This window comes from Novosphingobium sp. (genome assembly GCF_049240505.1).
Lineage (GTDB): Bacteria > Pseudomonadota > Alphaproteobacteria > Sphingomonadales > Sphingomonadaceae > Novosphingobium.
Genome location: NZ_JBMLSM010000205.1, coordinates 53,158 through 75,633 on the forward strand (window position 1 = coordinate 53,158; position 22,476 = coordinate 75,633).

Genomic DNA, 22,476 nt, shown 5'->3' on the forward strand with positions numbered 1-22,476 from the left:
GATGAACGAATTTCGGGATGGAGAGTTCCAGATGAAGCGGATATTCGCCGCACTTGGTGCCGCATTGCTGATCACCCCGGCAGCTCATTCTGCGCCGCCTGCCAGCCTTGGCGATCTCGCATGGCTGCAAGGTTCGTGGGAGGGCGAGGGGATCGGCGGAGCGCCTGCGCTGGAGGCCTATGCTCCGGCAGCGGGAGGGCAGATGGTCGGCCATTTCCGGCAGATGAAGGCCGACGGCTCAGTGATGTTCTACGAACTGATCACGATCGTCGAAGAGGGTGGCTCGCTCGCCTACAGGCTCAAGCACTTCAATCCCGATCTCACCGGCTGGGAGGAAAAGGACAAGGTGCCGTCCTTTCCTTTAACCGCGCGGGCAGGGGATCGCTTCGACTTTTCCGGGCTGGTCTATGAACGCACCGGCAAGGACAGCATGACCGCCACCGTGGTGATCGATGGCGACGAGGGCAAAAAGGAAACGCTGGTCTTCCGCTTTCGCCGCAAGGGCAATTAGCGGAAGACCGGTAGCGTCAGATCAGCGCGTCAGTTTCTTGTAGGCAAGGCGCGTGGGGCGATCTGCCGCATCGCCAAGGCGGCGGCGCTTGTCTTCTTCGTAAGCCGCGAAGTTGCCTTCGAACCATTCGACGTGGCTGTTGCCCTCGAACGCGAGGATGTGCGTCGCCAGGCGATCGAGGAAGAAGCGGTCGTGCGAGATGACCACGGCGCAACCGGCGAAGTTTTCGATGGCGTCTTCCAGCGCAGCCAGCGTTTCCACGTCGAGGTCGTTGGTCGGTTCGTCGAGCAGCAGCACGTTGCCGCCCTGCTTCAGCATCTTGGCCATGTGCACGCGATTGCGTTCACCGCCCGAAAGCTTGCCGACGTTCTTCTGCTGGTCCGCGCCCTTGAAGTTGAACGCGCCGACATAGGCACGCGTGCTCATGTCCTGCCCGTTGACCTTCATGTAATCGAGCCCGTCGGAGATTTCCTCCCAGACGTTCTTCTTGGGGTCGAGATGGTCTCGGCTCTGGTCGACATAGCCGAGGCGCACGGTCGAGCCGATCTCGATCGTGCCGCTGTCAGGCGTTTCCTTGCCGGTGAGGATCTTGAACAGCGTCGATTTGCCCGCGCCATTCGGGCCGATCACGCCAACGATGCCGCCCGGGGGCAGCATGAAGGAGAGGTTTTCGAACAGCAGCTTGTCGCCATACGCCTTGGTGATGTTCTTGGCCTCGATCACCTTGCCGCCGAGGCGCTCGGGCACCTGGATGACGATCTGCGCCTTGCCGACCTGACGACTGTCCTGGCTGTTCTGGAGTTCCTCGAACTTGCGGATACGCGCCTTGGACTTGGTCTGGCGCGCGGCCGGGGTCTGGCGGATCCACTCGAGTTCGCGCTGCAGCGCCTTCTGCTTGCCGCTTTCCTCGCGCTCTTCCTGCGCCATGCGCTTGGCCTTGGTTTCAAGGTAGGTCGAGTAGTTGCCTTCGTAAGGGAAGTATTTTCCGCGATCGAGTTCGAGAATCCAGCCCACCACGTTATCGAGGAAGTAGCGGTCGTGGGTGATCATCAGCACCGCACCTGCGTAGTCCTTGAGATGGCTTTCGAGCCATTCGACGGATTCGGCGTCAAGGTGGTTGGTCGGTTCGTCGAGCAGCAGAATCGACGGCTTCTGGATCAGCAGGCGGGTGAGCGCGATGCGGCGCTTTTCACCGCCGGAAAGGCTGCTTACCGGCCAGTCGCCCGGCGGGCAGCGCAGCGCTTCCATCGCGATTTCAAGCTGGTTGTCCAGCGTCCAGCCATCGACGGCATCGATCTTGTCCTGAAGATCGGCCATCTCGGCGCCCAGCGCGTCGAAATCGGCGTCTTCCTCGGCCATTTCCATGCCGATCTGGTTGAACCGTTCAACCATGTCAGCCGTCTCGCGCGCACCGTCCTTGACGTTTTCGAGCACGGTCTTGCTCTCGTCGAGCTGCGGTTCCTGTTCCAGATAGCCGACCGTGATGTTTTCGCCCGGCCATGCTTCGCCGGTGAAATCCTTGTCGATCCCGGCCATGATCTTGATCAGCGTCGACTTACCGGCACCGTTGGGGCCGACGATGCCGATCTTTGCGCCCTGATAGAATTGCAGGCTGATGTTGCTCAGCACTGGCTTCTGCGCGCCGGGGAAGGTCTTCGTCATGTTCTTCATGACGTAGGCGTATTGAGCAGCCATCGGTGGTCCTTGGGTGTAAGCCGAAAACAGTTGCGCCGCCTCTACCGGCTTGGAACCGTGCGGGCAAGCGGCCCGTGTGCAACAAGGGCGATGGGCGGGGCTTGGCAGAGGCAGGGCTGGGCGATAGCACGGTTGCATGAGAAACTTGTCTTGCGCCATTGCGCTTTCCGCCGCTCTCCTTTCTTCAACCACTTATGCGCAAGATCAAAAGGGCGACGTTGCGTGGGACATCCTCGCGGGCCTGACCACTGAGGTTGGCCCGCGAATGCCCGGCAGCGAGGCCGAAGCGCGCGCCCGCGCATGGGCCGACACCCGGCTGAAAGCGCTTGGGTTCAGCAATGTAACGGTCGAACCGTTTCCAATTCGCGGCTACGTGCGCGGGCGTGACGAGGCGAGCCTGATCGCGCCGATTCCCTTCAGGCTGGCAGTGACCGCCTTGGGCTATAGCGGCACCACGCCGGAAAAGGGCGTGGAGGGCGAAGTTGTCTACTTCCCTACGCTCGATGCGCTGAAAGCCGCGCCCGCAGGCTCGCTCAGCGGCAAGATCGCATTCATCGATCACGCGATGAAGCGTGCGCAGGATGGCAGCGGCTATGGACCATATGGTCAGGTTCGCCGCGCTGGTCCCGCCATCGCTGCAGGCAAGGGTGCGCTGGCCACGGTGATCCGTTCCATCGGCACGGATAACCACCGTAATCCGCACACCGGCGGCACCACGTTCCCCGATGGCGTGAAGCCGATCCCGGCGGGCGCGGTTTCAAACCCCGATGCCGATCTGATTGCGCGCATCGCCCGCAGCGGAAAGCCTATCCGGCTGAACCTGACGCTCACGGGCAAGACCGTCGAAGGCCTGCCTTCAGGCAATGTCTATGCCGATTTGCCCGGCCGCGATCCTTCCTTGCCTGCAATCCTGCTGGGCTGCCATCTCGATAGCTGGGATCTGGGCACGGGTGCGATTGACGATGCGGCGGGCTGCGCGATCATCACCGCTGCCGCACTGAAAGCACAGGAAGGCGGCAAGCCGTTGCGCACGATCCGCGTGTTCTGGGCCGGGTCCGAGGAACTCGGCGGTTTCGGCGGCAAGGCTTTTGCCGACCGGCACGCCGAACCTTATGCGCTGGCGATGGAAAGCGATTTCGGCGCTGCGAAGGTCTGGCGCGTGACGTTCAGCATGGCGGACGCGAACAAGCCGCTGGCAGAACGGATCGCCGCCGCGCTTTCACCGATGGGCATCGTGCGGGGGCCGGGCAAGGCCAGCGGCGGCACCGATGTTGCCCCGGTTATCGCAAAGCAGAAACTTGCCGTGATCGATCTCGATCAGGATGGCACGCACTACTTCGATCTGCACCACACGCCCGACGATACGCTGGACAAGGTTGATCCGGCAGAACTGGCACAGAACGTCGCTGCGTGGACCGAGGTACTGAAGATCGTTGCGAACGAGGCCGGGCCTATCGCGGCAGTGGATTGATCAGTCATGCAAAAGCCCGCCGAAACGCTCGGCGGGCTTTTGTCTATTGGCAAACGATCAGATGCGTTCGATCACGATGGCCGGTGCCATCCCGCCTGCCGCGCACATCGTGACAAGACCATAGCGCCCGCCAGTCCGCTCCAGTTCATCCAGCGCGGTGCCGATCAGGATCGATCCGGTTGCGCCGATGGGGTGGCCTAGCGCCATCGCGCCGCCGTTGGGATTTACCTTGGCGCGGTCCAGATCGAGATCGCGGATGAACTTTTCCGCGACGACGGCGAAAGCTTCGTTGATTTCCCAGACGTCGATATCGTCCTTGGTCAAACCTGCCTTGGCCAGAACCTTCTTTGCGGCGGGAACCGGCGCGTTGAGCATGAGTGTCGGGTCATCGCCCTGATTGGCGTAAGCAACGATGCGGGCGCGTGGCTTCAACCCATGCTTCTCGGCATAGGCGGGCGAGACGATCAGCAGCGCCGCCGCACCATCGACCACGCCCGAAGAATTGCCCGCATGGTGGAAGTGCTGGATATCGACATCCGGGTAGCGGCGGTTGATCTGCTTGCGGAACGACGTGCCACCAAGATCGAAATCGGCAAGCCCTGCAAAGCTCGGCTTCAGCGCGGCAAGGCCTTCTGCGGTGGTCTCGGGCCGGGGAAACTCCTCACGATCCAGCGCAACCGAGCCGTCTTCGTTCAGCACCGGGACGACCGATCTGGCAAAGCGGCCTTCCTTGATCGCAACATCGGCGCGCTGCTGGCTGACAAGGGCGAGGCCGTCCAGCGCTTCGCGGCTGATGCCTTCGATGCTGGCAATGGCATCGCCGCATACGCCTTGGTGCGATTGCGGATGCAGCGCGTCCAATGCCATGTTACCCGACCCCATGCCCATCGGCTTGATCCCGGCATTGGCCTGTTCCGCGCCGTGGGCGGCGGTGAAGCTCATCATTTCGGTGCCGCCTGCGATCACGCAATCTTCCATGCCAGACATGACCGAGGCGCAGGCGAGATTTACCGACGTGATGCCGCCGCCACAGAACCGGTCAAGAGTCGTGCCGCTGGCCTTGATGTCATAGCCTGCCGCCAGCGCGGACATGCGGCCCAGATCGCCGCCCTGCTTGCCCACCTGGCTGGATGTCGACCAGATGATGTCATCCACGGTTGCGGTATCAAGATTGTTGCGCTCTTTCAGCGCTTTCAGCACCGTGGCCGCAAGATGCTGCGGATGCAGGTGCGAAAGCGCGCCCTTGCCGGGCTTGCCCACTCCGCGCGGGGTGCGAACGGCATCGATGATATAGGCTTCGGGCATCGGTTGTCTCTCCGGCTGGATTATTTAATCGACCGATTAACGCAAGGCATCCGCTCGTGCAAGTCCCATCCGCAAGTCCATTCCCCAAGGCTCGACAGCGACGCGACAACGTGCCAGCCTTAGGGCAATCACACATCACGAGGCCCCATGTTGCATCACGAACTGCTCGAACAGGCGCGTAGCCACGCCGACAGCATCGTCGCCCTGCGCCGTGCCATCCATGCGGAGCCGGAACTCGGCCTGCATACACCAAAGACGCGCGACAAGGTGCGCGCCGCGCTCGCGCATCTGCCGCTGGAATGGCGTGAAGGACCATCGACGACCGGCCTTGTCGCCACGCTGAAAGGCCGGGCAGGGCCGGGCCGTCGCGTTTTGCTGCGCGGCGATATGGATGCGCTGCCGATGGAGGAGGAAACCGGCCTCGATTTTGCGTCCACCATTCCCGGTGCCATGCACGCTTGCGGCCATGATACGCACACTGCCATGCTGGCCGGTGCCGCAGAACTGCTCTGCGCGCGGGCGGACAAGCTCGCGGGCGAAGTGCAGTTCATGTTCCAGCCCGGCGAAGAAGGCTTCCACGGTGCGCGCTTCATGCTGGACGATGGGCTGATCGATCCGCTGCCCGATGCGGCCTTTGCGCTGCACGTCATGCCCAATAGCCCGCACGGACTTATCGCCGGGCGCACCGGCGCGCTGCTCGCTTCTGCAGACCAGTTCGATATCGTGGTCGAAGGACGCGGCGGCCACGCCTCCATGCCGCACGATGCGCTCGATCCTGTGCCCGTGGCGTGCGAGATCGTGACCGCGCTGCAGGCCCTCGTCACGCGCAAGTTCCCGGTCAGCGACCCGGTAGTCGCCACTGTGGCCAAGATCGAAGCAGGCACGGCGCACAATGTCATCGCAGATCGCGTGGCCATGCGCGGCACCTTGCGCACATTGTCGCCCGGCAACCGCGCACGCCTTCGGGAAGTGCTGGAACAGGCCGCAACGCACATCGCCGCAGCCCACGGCATGACCGCGACCGTGACGGTGACTCCCGGCTTCCCGGTTACCGTATGCGATGCCCGCGCGGTCGATCTGGGCGAGGCCGTGGTCCGTGATATCAGCGGCGAGAACGGCTTCCACCGGCTTGCCGCGCCAATCATGGGCGCAGAAGATTTCTCCTATGTGCTGGAAAAAGTCCCCGGCGCGATGTTCTTCCTCGGCGTCGCACATGAAGGCGTCGATTGGCGCTCGTGCTGCTCGATCCACTCGACGAAGATGATGGTCGATGAATCCGTGCTGCCCTTGGGCACTGCCGTTCTCGCGGGCTGCGCCGAACGTTTTCTGGCCGAAGGTTTTGCCGGAAACGAACAATGAGCGACGTGATCTGGTGGAATGGCGTCATGCCGTCGATGGAGCGGCTGACCCGGCTGGGCAGTTCATCCATGCCAGCGCATCTTGGCATAGAGTTCGTCGATTGTGGGCCTGACTGGATTCGCGCGCGGATGCCGGTAGATCACCGCACGCACCAGCCTTTCGGGCGTCTTCACGGCGGGGCGTCTGTTGCGCTGGCTGAAACCATCGGATCAATGGCAGGTGCGATGGCGGTCGATCCCGAAAAGTTCGTCGGCGTCGGCATGGAAATCAACGCAAATCACCTGCGCCCGGTGCGCCAAGGCTGGGTCATCGCAACCGCCCGGCCAGAGGCGCTGGGGCGCACCACGCACGTGTGGTCGATCAGGATCGAGGATGAAGCGGGCAGGCTTGTCTGCATCTCTCGCCTCACGTTGGCCATCATTGCGATGGAACGAAAATGATTGCACCGAATTTAATTATCTTGCGCGGAACCAAGGCCTAGGAACTGCATTTCGGTGGCAGGTCCACTGATATGAGCCACAACATTCCCGATCACCTGCCTTCTTCCGGTCCCATCGACCAAGCCCACACGGCGTTCGATACTTCTGCTGCACAGTTTAAGGCGCAGCATGGTGAAGACACCTTCACTGGCGCGTCCGGGGTGCTGTTCGAACAGGCAATGGCGCAAACGCGCATGGCCATCTGTCTGTGCGATCCGAACCTTGAAGACATGCCGATCGTCTTCGCCAACCGCGCGTTCCGCCACCTCACGGGCTACGACGAACACGAAGTCATTGGCCGCAATTGCCGCTTTCTGCAAGGGCCGAGGACTGATCGCGCAGCCCTTGCCCGTGTCCGCACGGCGCTGGCGAACGAAGACGTGCTGGTTATCGAATTGCTGAATTATCGCAAGGATGGCGAACCTTTCTGGAATGCGCTGCACCTAGGCCCAATATATAACGCCGAAGGCAAGCTGATCTATTTCCTCGGCAGCCAGTGGGACGTATCCGATGTGCGCGCCGCCCGCGCGGATGAACGTCACGCGCGCGATCTGGCGCGCGAACTCTCGCATCGCATGAAGAACATGTTCGCGGTCATCGGCGGCATCGTGAATTTCACCGGGCGCGTTCGCGGGATAGAGGTTGAGGCGCGCGAGATCAACGATCGCATTCAGGCGCTGGGCCGCGCCTATGAAACCACGCTTGATGATTCCCATCGCGGCTCGGTCGAAGTGGGGCAGGCCATTCGCGCCGTGCTGGCGCCCTATGATCCTGATGGCACGCGCATCCGCTTCGAAGGCAATGGCCTGCGATCAGACTTTGCGTCGGTGTCCGTCCTTGGGCTCTCACTGCACGAACTGGCGGTCAACGCGATCAAGCATGGTGCGCTCGGCACGGATTCCGGCAGCGTCACCGTGACGTGGAAGCGAAACGGTTCAACCTCGTCTCCTGCCATTCGCATCGACTGGATCGAACACGGCATAGGTGCAGTTGCGGACGCAAGCCGATTAGTAAGCAATGACGGAATCGTCGATCGAATGCTCGATATGGCGCGCGGAGGGATCGTAAGAGAATGGCACAGCGACGGCCTCCGGGCCAAACTCAACATCCCCCTGCGGGAACACGGGGAATGACCGGCCTTCGCGCTTCTACCGGTGAACCTTGCCGCGTTCTCGTGCTGGATGATGAGCCGCTGATCCTGCTCGATCTGGAATTTGCGGTGGAAGACGCAGGCTGCACGCCGATGACCGCGCTTGATCTGGTCGAAGCGCTGTCGATCGTCCAGAACAACGCCATCTCCGCGGCAATCCTCGATGTTTCGCTGGGGCGTGGCCAAACCTGTGAACAGGTCGCCCGCACTCTGGCGGCAATGGGCATTCCCTATGTGCTGCACACCGGCGATCTGGATCGTATGGACGAAACCGTGCGCAATCTCGGCGGCACGCTGGTGCCCAAACCCACGCCAGCCGCTGTCGTAGTTGCCCGCGCGCTTGAACCGCTTGGCGTTCGTCACGTTTGATCACTTGCGCTGACGGACCGCGCCGCGCATGGCTTTGCCCATGACGATAGATACGCGCGTGCTCGGCATGTCAGGCATCCACAACTTTCGCGACTACGGCGGCTATGCTGCGCAGGCAGGGCGCATCCGCAGTGGCCTGCTCTGGCGATCCGGCCAGCACAGCGAAGCGACAGCGGCCGATCTGGCTCAGGTTCATGATCTGCGCATCGCCACCGTATTTGACCTGCGCGGGGATAGCGAACGCAGCGCAAACCCCTGCCTGCGTCACCCGGAATTTGCAGGCAAAGTGCTGTTCCACCCCGGTGAGACCGCCAGCGCTGCAGGCCGGGCCGCGCATGAAGAGGCTGCGCGCGGGGTGAAGACAGCGGACGACGCGCGCGCTGCGATGCACCTTCTGTATGAGACGCTGCCCTTCCGTCCTGTCCTTGTCGGCACGTATCGTCTTTACATGCGGGCGTTGGCCGAACGGCCAGAACCCAGCCTGCTGCACTGTCTCGCAGGCAAGGATCGCACCGGCCTTGCCGCAGCGCTGGTTCACAACCTGCTTGGTGTCCACGCGGACGACATCATGGCGGACTACCTGCTCACCAACACCGCCGGCAATGCCGAAACGCGGATCGAAGCGGGCGCGCGCCATGTGCGCGAAGGGTTTGGCGTTGCGATGGACGATGCTGCGGTGCGTGTGCTGATGAGCGTCGAGGCGCCGTTCCTCGAAACCGCGTTCGCGAAGATCCGCGAAGGCCACGGCAGCGTGGAAGCCTATGCCGCCGACATGCTGGGCGTAACCCCGCCGGTGCTGGCCGCGATAGAGCGTAATCTGATCGCGCCTTAAAGAAAATCTGTCCGATACCTGCGGAAAAAGCGGGGGGCAAGGACTCGCTTTTGCTTCGACCCCTGCTTATCTCGCCTGCCATCGGAGGACATTCTCATGGCGACCACGCACAAGACCCGTATGCTCATCATCGGTTCCGGCCCGGCTGGACTTTCCGCAGCGATCTATGGCGCGCGCGCGGGGATGCAGCCGATCGTGGTGCAGGGCCTACAGCCCGGCGGGCAGTTGACCATCACCACCGATGTCGAAAACTACCCCGGTTTCCGCGACGTGATTCAGGGGCCGTGGCTGATGCAGGAAATGCAGGCACAGGCCGAACACGTCGGTACGCGCATGATGTGGGATACGATCCTCGATGTCACGCTCGATGGTTCGCCTTTCCGCGCCACCGGTGACAGCGGCGATATCTATGAAGGCGATGTGCTGGTCATCGCCACGGGCGCGCAGGCAAAATGGCTGGGCGTTGCGGGCGAACAGGAATTCTCGGGCAAGGGCGTTTCGGCCTGTGCCACCTGCGACGGCTTCTTCTATCGCGGCAAGAAGGTCGTGGTTATCGGTGGCGGCAACACTGCCGTCGAAGAAGCGCTCTACCTGACCAATCACTCTACCGACGTCACCCTGATCCATCGCCGTGACAGCCTGCGCGCCGAACGGATTCTGCAGGACCGCCTCCACGCGCACCCCAATGTAAAGGTGCTGTGGAACCAGAAGGTCGACAGCTTCGTGGGTGAAACGGGCAAGGGACTGACCGGCGTGAAGCTGGTTGATACCGTGAGCGGTGAAGAATCCATCGTCACCACCGACGGCGCATTCGTCGCCATCGGCCACGCCCCGGCAACGGAGCTGTTCAAGGGTAAGCTGGAACTGGACGAGAGCGGCTATATCGTGGTCGAACCGGGCACGCCCAAGACCGCGATCCCCGGCGTGTTCGCGTGCGGCGATGTCATGGATCACACCTATCGTCAGGCCGTCACGGCTGCAGGCACCGGCTGCATGGCCGCGCTAGACGCCGAACGCTTCCTCGCCGAACTGGACTTCAAGGCCAGCCAGACGGTCCCGGCATAAGGGGCCGATGCCTTCCCGCTCGCGGGAAAGGCATTCCCTGAACTCCCCTCCCGCGAGCGGGAGGGGGTGGGGGAGGGCATGTTCCCCAAACCCCCATCACCCAAACCTCTCGTCATTGCGAGCGTAGCGAAGCAATCCAGTGCGGTTCTGCGTGGCACTGGATTGCTTCGCTACGCTCGCAATGACGAAATGTAGCGCCCTTCAGCGTTGCAGCGCATCCAACAAGCGTGCGTGCAACCACTCACGCGCGGCGTTGTCGGAAAAGCTGTGCGATCCGCTGTCGATCCGCTGCACGCGGGCGTCTGCTCCGTCCCACACTTCGGCGAACATCTGCGCGGTCCTGTCTCCGCTCGCCAGCAGGATGGCCACCGGCCCGGCAAAGGCGGCCAGCCCCGCCTTCATCTCTTCCACCAGCCCGGAAGGCGCAGGGGCAGATGCAGCGGCGCCGCGCAGACCTTTGATCAGCTTGGCCAGATTGACCCCACCGGTCAGCAACCGCCACACCTCACGCGGATTGGTCAGCTTGGCCATATAGCGGCTGCGAATGGCTGCGGCGGGCATTGCCTGCGGTGCTTCCTCACCATCGATCGTCCAAGGGTTTGCCAGGACTAGCCCGGCCAGCGGCAGGTCGTGCGCAAACAGCATCAGCGCGGCCGCAGCATCGCAGTTGCCGAATGCCACCACGCGAGAAACATGCGGAGCGGCTGCGCGGAACGCGGCGATGGCGGCAGCTATGTCGGGCGCGGAATGGCGAAACGTCGGGTTCTCACCCTCGCTATCGCCCACGCCTCGCCGGTCGTAACGGAATACCGGAAACCCTTCACGCGCCAATTGCGCCGCAAGCTGCGCCTGTCCGCTCCAGGCGCCGGAACGTAGTTCATTACCGCCCGAAACGATCAGCAGCCCGATGGCACCACTGGCCAGCCCGATGTCCAGCGTGCCCACCAGTTTCGCGCCCTCGCAGGCAAAGGTCACATGGCGGCGTGTCATGTCGCGATCTCTGCCAGCACGATCCGCGCCAGCGCTGCCGACTGATCGGGCGCTGCGGCGGGTTCCGCGCGCAACCACAGTCCGCCGCCGCCCAGTTCGCCTTGCGCCACGATGCGCTGGCCTTCGATCTGTGCCGTCGCAGTCTCAAGCCCGGCGATCAGGGAAGCGCCACAGCGCCAGCCCGCCAGATCCAGCCCCTCGCTTCGTCCGGTTTCCAGCAATGCTGAAGTGTCTTCCTGCCGCCCTGCTTCCCGCGCTGCGATCACGCGCGCGCGCAACAGTTGGCGCAGGATCGATCCGCCCTTGGCCGGTTCCAACACCAGACCCGGCAAGGTGTGCGGAAAGACCAGTGAACCGCCGCGCACCGCCAGCACATCGGTCGCGCCAAAATGCCGCGCCGCCTGCGCCATCGCGCGCCGCCATCCGTGCAGGCTTTGGGCCGGGAAGTCCTGCAAACTCTCGTTGCAGCCGGGCAGGTCGGGCAGAAACGAATCCACGCCCGCTTCATCCAGCAGCCGCATCGCGTCCACCAGCATCCGCCGCATCCGGTTGGCTTCGTCGAACAGCGGCGGCACGATCAGCAGACGCACCATGCGGTTGCGATCAAAGGCGAAGGCATATTCCTCGCTCTGCCCGTGCGGGCCGGGGCAGGGCCAGCGTGCGATCACGCTGTTACTTTGGCTTCCAGAAAGCTCAGGAGATTGCCGTAGGTTTCCAGCAGTTCGCCGTCCACCTCGTCATCCTCGATCACGATGTCGAGCCGGTCCTCGATCTCGGTCAGAAGCCCTGCGACGGCCATCGAATCCAGTTCGGGAAGATCGCCGAAAAGGCCGGTCGAAGCATCGAACGCGGCGACACGTTCGGCGGAGAGTCCAAGCACGTCCTGAAGGATCGCGCGGAGGGTGCTATCGGTGTCGCTCATCGTGTCCCGGTGCCGTTCAAGTGCAGGTAGGTGCAGCTAGGTGCATCTAGGTGTCGTTCAGGAATTGGCCCTTAACCATCGTGGTTCGGGGAAACAAGGGGCCGCAGCTTGTGCCCTGCCAGAGCGCGAAACATCTCCGGCCAGTATTTGACAACACCTTTGCGCCATGCCCGCACGCGCCAGCGCGTGCGCACGTCCTCCATCCAGTCGCGCTTGTAGGGATCGTCGCCCGTGCCGAAGTCTACCAGGGAAACGCCATCGCGATCAATCACATGTTCGAACATCGCCGCGCTCAGCAGCGTGCCGGGCGATTGCTTCTTGAAGCGTTCATCGTGCGCCAGCTTGTGAATGAAGGCCGTGCCGCCTTCGACGGTCCAGAACTGCGCTGCCACCGGCTGTCCGCCGATCTCGGCAATGCCCAACCGTAAGCGCCCGCGCGCGCCATCCATCTCCGCCCAGCGGCGCAGGAAATCCGGTGATCCTTCGCCGGGCTTCCAGCTCAGCTTATAGACGGCTTCGTAAGCGTCCCATTCGGCGGACGAAAATTCCGTGACGACGCGCAAGGCCACTTCACCCTTCCGACCTTTGCGGCGAACCGTCTCGCGCAGGGCGCCGGGGCGGCTGGCCCAGTATTCGGCAAAGCTGCGGCCCTTGAGAGGAAGGACGTGGTTTGAATCGCAAGGCTCTGAAATCACGGCCCAACCTGTGCTGCGCAGGGCTGTGGCAAGTGCTGTTGCGTCGGCCTCCGGCATCGGCGCGAATGACGCGCGACCTGCGGGAAAAGTTCGTGTGATATCTGAGAGAAGGGCGGTATCCCCAAGTGGACGCACGAAAAAATTGTACCAGTTAGCCAGCGCTTCAGCCCCGCCATGCGCTTCCATCCACGGCAGCGCGGCAACCCGCGCGCCATCTACGGTCACGCTGACCCGTGCTTTGGCCGGATCGAGGCACATTTCGGCAAGCAGGGCGAGCCAGTCCATCCGTTCGAACGGAGAAGCGCCTTGCACGGCCACAACATCCGCGTCCGCTTGCGCTTCTTTAAGACTGGCGTGATAGACTTTCAAAACGACAGACGTTTCCTGATTGAGAACCGCGTGCCTGAAAGCCCCGATCCTACCGTTTACCCGCTCGATCACCTTGCCTTGCGCGGAGAACGATCCGCGCCCGCGCTGGTGCTGCGGGAACGCACACTTAGCCACGAAGAGTTAAACGCGCGTGTAGGCGCGCTGGCATTCTGGCTGAAATCGCGCGTGGACGAGGTGGGCGCGCGGGTGGCGACATGGTTGCCCAAGACCGAGCTTGCCTGCCTGATGCCGCTGGCGGCAGTGCGCGCAGGGCTGGTGCATGTACCGATAAATCCCCTGCTGAAGCGCGCGCAAGTGGCGCATATCATTGGTGATTCCGGCGCGGCTATGCTGATCGCAAATAAAGGGCGGCTCGACACGCTTGTGGTTGGGGATGCGAATTGTCCGGTGTTCGAAGAACCAGCTGTATGGGCCGAAGTGGAGACACAGGGCGGAACGCTGCCGCCCTCCGACGCTGCGTCAGATAGCCTTGCCGCGATCCTTTATACCAGCGGATCGACCGGGCGGCCCAAGGGCGTGATGCTGAGCCAGACCAACCTCTGGCTCGGTGCTGTCAGTGTCGCGCATTATCTGAAAATTACGCCCGTAGACCGGGTTCTGGCGGTGCTGCCGCTGGCCTTCGATTATGGGCAGAACCAGTTGCTTTCGACTTGGTTCGCAGGCGGCAGCGTGGTGCCGCTCGATTACCTGACGCCGCGCGATGTGGTGAAAGCGGTGGCGAAGCACGGGGTTACGACCATCGCCGCCGTGCCCCCGCTGTGGCTGCAACTGGTGGAACTCGATTGGTCGGAAGGCACCGCGGCAAGTCTGAAGCGGATGACCAATAGCGGCGGCGCGCTGACGCTTTCGTTGGTTCGTAAGTTGCGCACGAAGTTTCCGCAGGCTGATCTCTATCCCATGTACGGACTGACCGAGGCGTTCCGTTCGACTTACCTTGATCCAGCGCTGGTAGATGAACATCCCACCTCGATGGGCAGGGCCATTCCCTTTGCAGAAGTGCTTGTTGTCAATGACTTGGGGCAGAAAGCTGCGGCGGAAGAGGAGGGCGAACTGGTCCACACCGGACCGCTGGTGGCACAAGGATACTGGCAGGACGCGGAGCGCACCGCCGAACGGTTCAAGCCCGCGCCGGCATTTTCCAGGCTGGGCGGCATGGCGGTATGGTCGGGCGACAGGGTGAAGCGCGACGCGGCAGGACTGCTGCACTTCGTCGGGCGGCGCGATGCGATGATCAAGACCAGCGGCAACCGCGTCAGCCCGCAGGAAGTCGAGGAAGCGGCAGTGGCGACGGGGATCGTGGCCGAGGCCGTGGCGCTGGGCCTGCCCGATGCGCAACTGGGGCAGGCGATCCATCTGGTGGCCCGCGCCGCACCTGATGCGGCGAGGGACGAACTTCTTCCAGCCCTGACGCGCGCGCTGCCGAACTTCATGGTGCCGCGCCATGTGCACTGGCGCGATGCCATGCCGGTCAGCCCCAATGGCAAGCTGGACCGGGTTGCGCTCGCCGCCGAACTGGCAGAGGGACCGAAGGCATGAAACCGCTTGGCCCTATTCCCGCCGGATTTTCCGCCATCGACGGCGTGTTGGCGGTTGCCGGACGCAAGGTAAGCGATCTGGTGGCTGAGGCAGGCGGCACACCACTGTTCGTCTATTCGCGCGATATGTTGACAGCGAAAGTCGCGGCGCTGCGTGAGGCGATGCCAGCAAGGCTGGCGATACATTATGCTGTCAAAGCAAATCCTTATGCGCCTTTATTGAAGCACATGCTGAATCTGGTGGACGGGTTCGACATCGCTTCAGGCGGGGAACTGGCCATCGTGCAGGGTGCCGGTATCGATCCGGTACGGGTCAGCTTTGCCGGACCGGGCAAGCGCGATGCGGAACTGGAAACGGCGATTGCGGCGGGGGTAACGCTGAACCTCGAATCCGAAGGCGAGGCGAACCGCGCGCTGACGATCGCGGGGCGGCTTGGGATAGCGCCCAAGCTGGCGATCCGCGTGAACCCTGAGTTCGATCTGAAAGGATCGGGCATGAAAATGGGCGGCGGGGCCAAACCGTTTGGTGTGGATGAAGAGCGGGTGCCTGCGCTGGGTCGCAGGCTGATCGCAGCAGGAGTGGACTGGCGGGGTTTTCACATCTTTGCGGGCAGTCAGGCACTTTCGGCGGACGCGATCATCGAAACGCAGCGGCAGACTCTGGTGCTGGCCGCGCGGCTGGCGGATGAGATTGGCCAAGCCTTGCCCAAGTGCAATCTGGGTGGCGGCTTTGGCATTCCCTATTTCCCCGGCGACGAGCCGGTCGACATTACCGCCATCGGTGCAGCGCTGGCCGAGCGTTTTGCCGACTTGCCCGATGTGCTGAGCGATACCGCATTCTGCATCGAACTTGGGCGCTATCTTGTTGGCGAAGCAGGGGTTTATCTGGCGTCGGTGGTGGATCGGAAGGTCAGCCACGGCGAGGTTTATCTTGTGACCGATGGCGGATTGCATCATCAGCTTGCCGCATCGGGCAATTTCGGCACGGTGGTGCGCCGCAACTACCCCAGCGCCATTGCCACGCGGTTTGGCGCAGATGTGGAAGAAGAAGCCAGTATCGTTGGCTGTCTGTGCACTCCACTTGATCGTTTGGCCGACAAGGGCGGGTTTCCCCGTGCTGATGTAGGCGATCTGGTCGCAATTTTCTGCGCGGGGGCTTATGGGGCCAGCGCCAGCCCGGCGATGTTTCTGGGCCAAGGCCCCGCGGGCGAGATTCTCGTTTGAAAATCCTTGCGTGACAGCGGGATAGGTTCCCGCTGTTAACCATTGTGATTACGGCAGTCCCGCTTCGGGACACAGGCGAAAGCCGCCTTGGCGTCATCCTTCACAGCAATCAAGGCTAACGCAATCTTCACCCTTTTTGGCGATAGCCGAGCGTGAATTGCGGTCCCTGCGATCTTTGCGCTCTGGCGCAAGGGTAAGGGAAAGCCGCAGCAAGAAGGAAAGACCATGCCGCTGAATACCCGCGTAACCCGGATGCTGGCCGGAACGGCAATGCTCAGCCTTGCCCTGACGGGGTGCGGCGGCGTGGGCGGAGGCGCACAACTGCCGCCAGCTTCGTTCGTGGCGCTGCAGGAAGGGCCGGGCGAGGAATATGTGATCGGCCCGTTGGACGAGCTGACCGTGTTCGTATGGCGCAATCCCGAACTTGGCGCGCAAGTGCAGGTGCGGCCCGACGGGCGCATCACCACGCCGCTGATCACCGACATGCCGGCGGTGGGCAAGACGCCATCGATGCTCTCCGAAGACATCAAGCTCCAGCTTTCGCAGTACATCCAGGAGCCGATCGTTTCGGTCATCGTCAACAAGTTTGCCGGCACGTTCAGCCAGCAGGTGCGCATCGTGGGGGCGACCGAAAAGCCCGCCTCGATCCCGTTCCGCGCCAACATGACGCTGCTTGACGCGATGATCGCGGTGGGCGGGCTGTCGGAATATGCCGCCGCGAACAAGGCACGGCTGGTGCGGTTCGACAAGCAATCGGGCAACCAGAAGGAATATGCCGTGCGCATCGGCGATCTGCTGCGCAAGGGCGATACCAAGGCCAACGTCCTGCTGATGCCGGGCGACGTGATCATCATCCCAGAGTCGATGTTCTGAGCGGCGGGCGGGGGACACGGCGGTCATGACCAGCATCTATGAAGAAGTGCGCATCGCACTCCACGGCATCTGGCACCGGCGCTGGATTGCGCTGGCGATTGCCTGGGCAGTGTGCATGGCGGGCTGGCTGGTGGTGGCTATGGTGCCCAACAGCTATGAATCCAAGACGCGCATCTTCGTGCAGATCGACGATGTGCTGGCCGACCAGATCGGCATCGGCGGTGATCGCAAGCGCGATATCGAGCGCGTGCGCCAGACGCTGACCAGCGCGGTGAACCTTGAAAAGGTGATCCGTGCGACGCGGCTGGGTGACAACGTGACCACCGACAAGCAGATGCAGGGCGCGGTCGAAGGCCTTGGCAAGAACGTGAAGGTGGTGAGCCAGCAGGACAACCTGTTCGAGATCACCGGCAGCGCAGGCGGCGGCGGACGGAACGATGCCGAAAACGCCAAGCTGGCGCAGGACATCGTGCAGAAGATGATCGACATCTTCCGCGAAGAGAACCTTGCAGGCGGGCGCGGCGAAATGACCGATACGCTGGCTTTCATGGACCAGCAGCTTGCGACCCGTAAGAAGGATCTGGAAGCAGCCGAACTGAAGCGGACCGAGTTCGAGGCGAAGAATGCGGGCTTCGTGCCCGGTGCGGGGTCGTTCACCACGCGGATCGAGGCGGCTCGTGGCCAGTTGCGCGATGTCGAATCGAACCTGCTGGCGGCGCAGAGTGCATTGGCTTCGATCAACGGGCAGCTTTCGGGCACGCCGCAGACGATTGCCGTGGCAGGTGCCGGAGGCGGCGCCAAGGGCGCACTCGCGCAGGCGCAGTCCGATCTTGCATCGATGCGCGCACGCGGGCTGACCGACAGCCACCCCGATGTTGTTGCCGTGAAGGGGCAGATTGCAGGTTTGCAGAAGGTTGCGGCCGGCGAAGGTGGTGGCGGCGGTGCGCCGAATCCGGCCTATGCCTCGCTGGTTTCGATCAAGGCGGACCGTGAAGCCAGCCTGGTGGCTCTGCAATCGCGCAAGGGATCGCTTCAGGCCGAAATCGCACAGCTTTCAGCGCAGCAGTACAGCGAGCCTACGGTGGCCGCCGAAGCCGCGCGCATCAACCGCGATTACGACGTCTACAAGGAGCAGTACGACAAGCTGCTGCGCGACCGCGAACAGCTTCGTCTGCGCGGGCAGGTGGAAACCGAGCGCGATGCGGTGAAGTTCGAAGTGATCGATCCGCCGACGATGCCGTCCGGTCCTTCGGCACCCGACCGTCCGCTGTTGCTGATGCTGGTGCTGATCGTCGGAATTGGCGCGGGCGGTGCGGGGGCCTTTGCCCTGGCGCAGCTGAAGTCGGCCTACTCTACGACGGGTCAGCTTGAGCGGGCCACGGGTCTGCCGGTGCTGGGCGCGGTGTCTGAAGCGATCACGCGCGCTGCACGAGCGGAGCGGATCAAGCGGCTCAAATGGTTCGCGGGCGGCCTTGCGGGGTTGTTCATTGTCCTTTTCGTCCTGCTCGGCGTGGAAATGCTGAAGCGCGGCATGGTGGCCTGAGGAGCATCAAGCGATGACCGACCAGACCAAGATCCCGGTTCCGCCGTCAGGGCCTTCGCTGATCGAGCGTGCTTCGGGCAGCTTCGATTTCCGCACGCTGACGCGGCCTGTGGTGCCCGACCTGCCACCTGCGCCAAAGGCTGCGCCGGTTGCGCCGAAGGTTGCCCCCGTGGCTGTGGCTCCTGTTGCAGAGCCTGCGCCTTTTGCGCCGCCGCCGCCCGAACCCATCGTTGCGGTGAAGCCGTTCACCGGGGCCTATCACAAGATCGACCGCGAGCATTTGCGCGAACAGTGCATCATCGAGCCGGAAAGCGCGGTGACGGGGACGCTCGAAGAGTTCCGCATCGTCAAGCGGCAACTGCTGCGCGTGGCCGCTGAATCGCGCGCCGGAACGGGCGCGCCGCATGGCGAGCGTATCCTGATCGCGTCTGCCCATCCGGGTGAGGGCAAGACCTTCTGCGCGGTGAACCTTGCCATCTCGATCGCGGCGGAAAAGGATAACGAAGTCCTGCTGGTCGATGCGGACTTTGCCAAGCCTTCGGTCCTTTCCACGCTGGGCCTGCCCGGCGGGAAGGGCCTGATGGACGCGCTGGCCGACCCTGCGTTGCCGGTGGAGGATTGCGTTATCGGCACCGATATCGCCGGACTTTACGTGCTGCCTGCGGGCAACGCCACCGGATCGGACACCGAATTTCTCGCTTCTGCCCGCACTGAAGCGGTGCTGGCGCGGCTGACGGCGCATTCGCCCAACCGCATCGTCATTTTCGATTCGCCTCCGGTGCTGGCTGCATCGCCTGCGACGGTCCTTGCCAAGCACGTTGGCCAGACAGTCGTCGTGGTGCGGGCCGATGGCACCGGTGAGGCCGCGCTGCGCGATGCAGTGGGCCTGCTGGGGGCGTGCGACGACATCAAGCTCCTGCTCAACGGCACCCGCTTTTCCACGACGGGCCGCCGCTTTGGCTCTTATTACGGATACAAGGAATGACCAGACCGGCTCTTCCCCTCCGCCTGACTTTGCTGGCCGCGACGGTCTTTGCCGCCTCGCCGCTGCACGCGCAGTCTCTCGGATACGAGAACGTCGAGGGCGATGGCCCTTCGGCGGGCAGCAGTTCCTCGCGCAGCAGCGGCGGCACGGGTGCGCGCACCACGGTGCGACCCTATATCGAAGCCGTTCAGAACGTGCTGTGGGAGCTTTCTCCCGGTGACGAGGTGCTGACCTATAGTTCGCTGGCAGCGGGCGTGGACGTGAGCCTGCAGGGGCGGCGTACAGAGGGTGCGATCTCGGTGCGGTATGAACGGCGCATCTCGCAATCCGACAGGGTTGCCGATGGCGATACGCTTTCGGGCCTTGCCCGCGTGCGCCACGATCTGATCCCGCGCACGCTTTCGGTAGAAGCAGGCGCGCTGGCGACGCGGAGCAACATTGGCGTAGGCGGCGCTTCGGCGCTCAATGCCCTGGCCAACAACGATGCGGTCAGCCAGATCTATTCGCTCTATGCCGGGCCTGCGCTGTCGACCCATGTGGGCGATGTGGCGCTCTCGGCCTCATACCTTGTCGGCTACAACCGGCTGGAGCAGGAGAACGTGCTGCAGGGTTCTGCCGGGCAGCCGCTGAACGATATCTTCGACGATTCGGTTGTGCAGTCGGCACAGATCTCGGCGGGCGTGGCGCCTGGCACCGTCTTGCCGGTGGGCGTGACGGCATCAGGTTCGTATTTTCAGGAAGACATATCCAACCTCGACCAGCGCGTGCGCGATCTTCGCGGTGGCGTTCAGGTGACCTACCCGGTGACCCAGTCGCTCGCCGTGGTGGGGGCTATCGGGTATGAAGATGTCGAGATTTCCTCACGCGATGCGGTGCGTGATGCCAATGGCGTAGCCGTGATCGGCAACGATGGCCGCTTTGTGACGGACAAGTCGCAGGGCCGCCAACTGGCCTATGAAACCGATGGCCTGACGTGGGATGCGGGCGTGATGTGGCGGCCGAGCCGGCGCACCGCGCTCAGCGCCTTCGTGGGTAGGCGTTATGACAGCACGACCTATTACGGCAGCTTCTCCTATGTGCCCGATGCGCGCAGCCAGTTGACCATCGCTGTTTCGGACAACGTTTCCGGCTTTGGCGGACAGGTAACGCGCGCTTTGCGTGATCTGCCGACAGACTTCGAGGTGAACCGCAATCCGTTCAACGGCCAGATCGGTGGTTGCGCCAATGGTTCGCAAGCGGGCGGCTGCGTGAACAATGCGCTGTCATCGGTTTCTTCGGCGGCGTTCCGTGCGCGGAGCATCAACGGCAGTTATTCGCGCCAGATCGGCCGCATGACTGCCGGAATCGGCGCAGGCTACATTCGCCGCAGCTTCATCGCACGCGAAGATTCGGTGCTGGGTGTGGCAAATGGCGTGATCGACGAGAGTTACTACGTTTCGGCCGGGCTGAACGGCCCGATTGATCGCCGGTCCAGCTTTGCCATTTCGGCCTATTCTGCGTGGTTCGAACCGGGTTCAAGCAACCTTGGCAGCACCACGGCCATTGGCGCGAATGCCTCGTACTTCCGCAACCTGACGGATCGCTTAGCAGCATCCGCAGCAGTCGGTATAGATAGTTTTAACCAAACTCTGCTTGAAGATCAGACAATTGCATCCGGCCTTGTAGGCCTGCGCTACAGCTTCTGACGTCTGGAGACGGCTGATGTACGACGAATTCTATGGCCTGAGTGGTCGCCCGTTCCAGCTGACGCCGGATCCGCGCTTCTATTTCGAGAGCGGGACGCATCGCAAGGCGCTGTCCTACCTCGGCTATGGCCTGGCGCAGGGTGAAGGTTTCATCGTTATCACGGGCGAGGTCGGCGCGGGCAAGTCCACGCTGGCGGCGCACCTGATGGCTTCGGTCGATCGTCAGCGGTTGACGGCGGCGCAGATCGTCACCTCGGCACTGGATGGCGAAGAACTTATCCATGTGGCCGCACGCGCCTTCGGCCTTGAAGTGGCCGGGCATGACAAGGCTACCGCGCTCGCCCAGATCGAAGCCTTCCTGCACCACGAAGCACGCGAAGGCCGCCGTTGCCTGCTGGTGGTGGACGAATCGCAGAACCTTTCGGTTGAAGCGCTGGAAGAGCTGCGGATGCTGTCCAACTTCCAGTTGGGCGCACATCCGCTGTTGCAGATCCTGCTGCTGGGCCAGCCCGAATTTCGCACGCTGTTGCAGACGTCCGATGAACTGGAGCAGTTGCGCCAACGCGTGATCGCTTCGCACCACCTTGATGCGATGGAACCTGCGGAAGTCGGCGCTTATATCGAACATCGTCTTGCGCTGGTCGGCTGGCAGGGCCGCCCGCAGTTCGATGCGCGCGTCTATGCCGATCTGGCCAAGGCCAGCGGCGGCGTGCCGCGCCGCGTGAACCAGATCATCAACCGCCTGTTGCTGATGGGCGCGGTGGAACAGCGCGATCATATCGACGCGGCCATGCTGCAGGCCGTGCTGTCCGACCTGGCAGGGGACGGCGGTTTGAGCACGACCCAGCCCAAGGTCACGCCGGTTCCGGCTGCCGAAGCGCCTGTGATTGCACTCTCGGATGTGGCGGCTTCGCAAACATTCTCCACCATGCCTGCACCTGTTTTCGACGATAGTGCATGGCGCAAGGCGTGGGCCGAGCGGGACGAGCAGATCGCCGAATTGCAGCAGGCGATCATCGAACTGGCTGACATGCGCGTTGCCAACGCCGAGCCGGTTGTTCCGGATTTTGACGCCCACGCACAACTTCAGGTTCAACTGGAAGAGGCAGAGCGCCGTATCGCTGCGCTCGAGTCACGTCCTGTTGAGGTTGACGCTGCGTTCAACGAAGATGTGGTGAGTGCGCTGGAAGAGGCCAATCGCCGCATCGCCGCACTGGAAACCCGGCCCGGCGACGATCAGATCATGGCCGCTTTTGACGAAGTGCAGCGCCGCATTGCCAAGCTTGAAACGCGCACGGCTGAGCAGGAAACGGCAATTCGCCACACCCTGACGATGCTGATCGAGTGGATCGAAGCTGAAGATTTCCACCGCGCCGCCGCTTGAGCGGCGCATCGTGG

General features: G+C 63.0%; 21 protein-coding genes. 15 read left to right on the top strand and 6 right to left on the bottom strand.

The window, feature by feature from the left end:
* Position 1 precedes the first annotated feature (1 nt).
* Positions 2-511 carry a DUF6265 family protein gene (locus ACOVQ0_RS16785; protein WP_421887039.1) on the top strand — a complete coding sequence of 170 codons (510 nt, stop codon included), beginning with the start codon at positions 2-4 and terminating at the stop codon, positions 509-511.
* A 21-nt stretch (positions 512-532) separates the two neighbouring features.
* Here the strand turns inward: ACOVQ0_RS16785 and ettA are convergent, their stop codons facing one another.
* Entirely contained in the window at positions 533-2,206 is a 1,674-nt protein-coding gene (gene ettA / locus ACOVQ0_RS16790) for an energy-dependent translational throttle protein EttA (protein WP_421887042.1), read from the bottom strand.
* Positions 2,207-2,342: 136 nt separating this feature from the next.
* Here ettA and ACOVQ0_RS16795 point away from each other — a divergent pair, with 136 nt between their 5' ends.
* Positions 2,343-3,677, top strand: a complete 1,335-nt coding sequence (locus ACOVQ0_RS16795) for a M28 family peptidase (protein ID WP_421887046.1) — start codon at positions 2,343-2,345, stop codon at positions 3,675-3,677.
* A gap of 57 nt (positions 3,678-3,734) precedes the next feature.
* Here ACOVQ0_RS16795 and ACOVQ0_RS16800 read toward each other — a convergent pair whose 3' ends face one another.
* Positions 3,735-4,982, bottom strand: a complete 1,248-nt coding sequence (locus tag ACOVQ0_RS16800) for an acetyl-CoA C-acetyltransferase (protein WP_421887049.1) — start codon at positions 4,980-4,982, stop codon at positions 3,735-3,737.
* A 147-nt stretch (positions 4,983-5,129) separates the two neighbouring features.
* On the opposite strand from ACOVQ0_RS16800, the gene ACOVQ0_RS16805 reads away from it, so the two are divergent.
* The 6 genes from ACOVQ0_RS16805 to trxB all read left to right on the top strand — a co-directional run bounded on the left by ACOVQ0_RS16805 (position 5,130) and on the right by trxB (position 10,236).
* Positions 5,130-6,341, top strand: a complete 1,212-nt coding sequence (locus ACOVQ0_RS16805) for a M20 metallopeptidase family protein (protein WP_421887052.1) — start codon at positions 5,130-5,132, stop codon at positions 6,339-6,341.
* Positions 6,338-6,781, top strand: coding sequence for a hotdog fold thioesterase (locus tag ACOVQ0_RS16810; RefSeq protein ID WP_421887055.1), 444 nt, complete (start codon positions 6,338-6,340; stop codon positions 6,779-6,781). Before ACOVQ0_RS16805 ends, ACOVQ0_RS16810 begins: the two co-directional genes overlap by 4 nt.
* Before the next feature lie 71 nt (positions 6,782-6,852).
* Positions 6,853-7,953 (top strand): PAS domain-containing protein, encoded by a 1,101-nt coding sequence (locus ACOVQ0_RS16815; RefSeq protein WP_421887058.1) that lies wholly within the window; start codon positions 6,853-6,855, stop codon positions 7,951-7,953.
* Positions 7,950-8,339 carry a response regulator gene (locus ACOVQ0_RS16820; protein ID WP_421887061.1) on the top strand — a complete coding sequence of 130 codons (390 nt, stop codon included), beginning with the start codon at positions 7,950-7,952 and terminating at the stop codon, positions 8,337-8,339. Before ACOVQ0_RS16815 ends, ACOVQ0_RS16820 begins: the two co-directional genes overlap by 4 nt.
* A 40-nt stretch (positions 8,340-8,379) precedes the next feature.
* The gene (locus ACOVQ0_RS16825) at positions 8,380-9,171 is read left to right on the top strand and encodes a tyrosine-protein phosphatase (RefSeq protein WP_421887063.1); all 792 of its coding nucleotides are present in this window, start codon (positions 8,380-8,382) and stop codon (positions 9,169-9,171) included.
* A gap of 96 nt (positions 9,172-9,267) precedes the next feature.
* Positions 9,268-10,236, top strand: a complete 969-nt coding sequence (gene trxB / locus ACOVQ0_RS16830) for a thioredoxin-disulfide reductase (protein WP_421887067.1) — start codon at positions 9,268-9,270, stop codon at positions 10,234-10,236.
* Between the two features lie 201 nt (positions 10,237-10,437).
* Here trxB and ACOVQ0_RS16835 read toward each other — a convergent pair whose 3' ends face one another.
* The 4 genes from ACOVQ0_RS16835 to ACOVQ0_RS16850 form a co-directional block, all read right to left on the bottom strand.
* On the bottom strand, positions 10,438-11,226 hold the full coding sequence (locus tag ACOVQ0_RS16835) for a hydrolase 1, exosortase A system-associated (RefSeq protein ID WP_421887070.1): 789 nt from the start codon (positions 11,224-11,226) through the stop codon (positions 10,438-10,440).
* The gene (locus ACOVQ0_RS16840; RefSeq protein ID WP_421887073.1) at positions 11,223-11,894 is read right to left on the bottom strand and encodes a hypothetical protein; all 672 of its coding nucleotides are present in this window, start codon (positions 11,892-11,894) and stop codon (positions 11,223-11,225) included. The genes ACOVQ0_RS16835 and ACOVQ0_RS16840 overlap by 4 nt, the downstream gene beginning before the upstream one ends.
* Positions 11,891-12,148: an acyl carrier protein gene (locus ACOVQ0_RS16845; RefSeq protein ID WP_421887076.1), complete on the bottom strand. Its 258-nt coding sequence runs from the start codon at positions 12,146-12,148 to the stop codon at positions 11,891-11,893. The genes ACOVQ0_RS16840 and ACOVQ0_RS16845 overlap by 4 nt, the downstream gene beginning before the upstream one ends.
* A gap of 71 nt (positions 12,149-12,219) precedes the next feature.
* Positions 12,220-13,212 carry a GNAT family N-acetyltransferase gene (locus ACOVQ0_RS16850; protein ID WP_421887079.1) on the bottom strand — a complete coding sequence of 331 codons (993 nt, stop codon included), beginning with the start codon at positions 13,210-13,212 and terminating at the stop codon, positions 12,220-12,222.
* 30 nt (positions 13,213-13,242) lie between these two features.
* On the opposite strand from ACOVQ0_RS16850, the gene ACOVQ0_RS16855 reads away from it, so the two are divergent.
* The 7 genes from ACOVQ0_RS16855 to ACOVQ0_RS16885 all read left to right on the top strand — a co-directional run bounded on the left by ACOVQ0_RS16855 (position 13,243) and on the right by ACOVQ0_RS16885 (position 22,462).
* Entirely contained in the window at positions 13,243-14,769 is a 1,527-nt protein-coding gene (locus ACOVQ0_RS16855; protein ID WP_421887082.1) for an acyl-CoA ligase (AMP-forming), exosortase A system-associated, read from the top strand.
* A complete protein-coding gene (locus ACOVQ0_RS16860; protein ID WP_421887085.1) occupies positions 14,766-15,992 on the top strand; it encodes a pyridoxal-dependent decarboxylase, exosortase A system-associated in 1,227 nt (408 codons plus the stop codon). The genes ACOVQ0_RS16855 and ACOVQ0_RS16860 overlap by 4 nt, the downstream gene beginning before the upstream one ends.
* A gap of 225 nt (positions 15,993-16,217) precedes the next feature.
* Positions 16,218-16,865, top strand: coding sequence for an XrtA/PEP-CTERM system exopolysaccharide export protein (locus ACOVQ0_RS16865; RefSeq protein ID WP_421887088.1), 648 nt, complete (start codon positions 16,218-16,220; stop codon positions 16,863-16,865).
* A gap of 25 nt (positions 16,866-16,890) precedes the next feature.
* Positions 16,891-18,408 carry an XrtA system polysaccharide chain length determinant gene (locus tag ACOVQ0_RS16870; protein WP_421887091.1) on the top strand — a complete coding sequence of 506 codons (1,518 nt, stop codon included), beginning with the start codon at positions 16,891-16,893 and terminating at the stop codon, positions 18,406-18,408.
* Between the two features lie 13 nt (positions 18,409-18,421).
* The gene (locus ACOVQ0_RS16875; RefSeq protein WP_421887094.1) at positions 18,422-19,393 is read left to right on the top strand and encodes an AAA family ATPase; all 972 of its coding nucleotides are present in this window, start codon (positions 18,422-18,424) and stop codon (positions 19,391-19,393) included.
* Complete coding sequence (locus ACOVQ0_RS16880; protein ID WP_421887097.1) at positions 19,390-21,078, top strand: preprotein translocase subunit YajC; 1,689 nt, start codon at positions 19,390-19,392, stop codon at positions 21,076-21,078. The genes ACOVQ0_RS16875 and ACOVQ0_RS16880 overlap by 4 nt, the downstream gene beginning before the upstream one ends.
* 16 nt (positions 21,079-21,094) lie before the next feature.
* Positions 21,095-22,462: an XrtA/PEP-CTERM system-associated ATPase gene (locus ACOVQ0_RS16885; RefSeq protein WP_421887100.1), complete on the top strand. Its 1,368-nt coding sequence runs from the start codon at positions 21,095-21,097 to the stop codon at positions 22,460-22,462.
* Positions 22,463-22,476 lie beyond the last annotated feature (14 nt).

Excerpts from the sequence above, each read along its gene's own strand:
- ACOVQ0_RS16845 (WP_421887076.1), bottom strand. The coding sequence starts at position 12,148 with ATGAGCGACACCGATAGCACCCTCCGCGCGATCCTTCAGGACGTGCTT.
- ACOVQ0_RS16805 (WP_421887052.1), top strand. The coding sequence starts at position 5,130 with ATGTTGCATCACGAACTGCTCGAACAGGCGCGTAGCCACGCCGACAGC.
- ettA (WP_421887042.1), bottom strand. The coding sequence starts at position 2,206 with ATGGCTGCTCAATACGCCTACGTCATGAAGAACATGACGAAGACCTTC.
- ACOVQ0_RS16810 (WP_421887055.1), top strand. The coding sequence starts at position 6,338 with ATGAGCGACGTGATCTGGTGGAATGGCGTCATGCCGTCGATGGAGCGG.
- ACOVQ0_RS16880 (WP_421887097.1), top strand. The coding sequence starts at position 19,390 with ATGACCAGACCGGCTCTTCCCCTCCGCCTGACTTTGCTGGCCGCGACG.
- ACOVQ0_RS16795 (WP_421887046.1), top strand. The coding sequence starts at position 2,343 with ATGAGAAACTTGTCTTGCGCCATTGCGCTTTCCGCCGCTCTCCTTTCT.
- ACOVQ0_RS16815 (WP_421887058.1), top strand. The coding sequence starts at position 6,853 with ATGAGCCACAACATTCCCGATCACCTGCCTTCTTCCGGTCCCATCGAC.
- ACOVQ0_RS16865 (WP_421887088.1), top strand. The coding sequence starts at position 16,218 with ATGCCGCTGAATACCCGCGTAACCCGGATGCTGGCCGGAACGGCAATG.
- ACOVQ0_RS16800 (WP_421887049.1), bottom strand. The coding sequence starts at position 4,982 with ATGCCCGAAGCCTATATCATCGATGCCGTTCGCACCCCGCGCGGAGTG.
- trxB (WP_421887067.1), top strand. The coding sequence starts at position 9,268 with ATGGCGACCACGCACAAGACCCGTATGCTCATCATCGGTTCCGGCCCG.
- ACOVQ0_RS16825 (WP_421887063.1), top strand. The coding sequence starts at position 8,380 with ATGACGATAGATACGCGCGTGCTCGGCATGTCAGGCATCCACAACTTT.
- ACOVQ0_RS16785 (WP_421887039.1), top strand. The coding sequence starts at position 2 with ATGAACGAATTTCGGGATGGAGAGTTCCAGATGAAGCGGATATTCGCC.
- ACOVQ0_RS16870 (WP_421887091.1), top strand. The coding sequence starts at position 16,891 with ATGACCAGCATCTATGAAGAAGTGCGCATCGCACTCCACGGCATCTGG.
- ACOVQ0_RS16860 (WP_421887085.1), top strand. The coding sequence starts at position 14,766 with ATGAAACCGCTTGGCCCTATTCCCGCCGGATTTTCCGCCATCGACGGC.
- ACOVQ0_RS16885 (WP_421887100.1), top strand. The coding sequence starts at position 21,095 with ATGTACGACGAATTCTATGGCCTGAGTGGTCGCCCGTTCCAGCTGACG.
- ACOVQ0_RS16820 (WP_421887061.1), top strand. The coding sequence starts at position 7,950 with ATGACCGGCCTTCGCGCTTCTACCGGTGAACCTTGCCGCGTTCTCGTG.
- ACOVQ0_RS16835 (WP_421887070.1), bottom strand. The coding sequence starts at position 11,226 with ATGACACGCCGCCATGTGACCTTTGCCTGCGAGGGCGCGAAACTGGTG.
- ACOVQ0_RS16875 (WP_421887094.1), top strand. The coding sequence starts at position 18,422 with ATGACCGACCAGACCAAGATCCCGGTTCCGCCGTCAGGGCCTTCGCTG.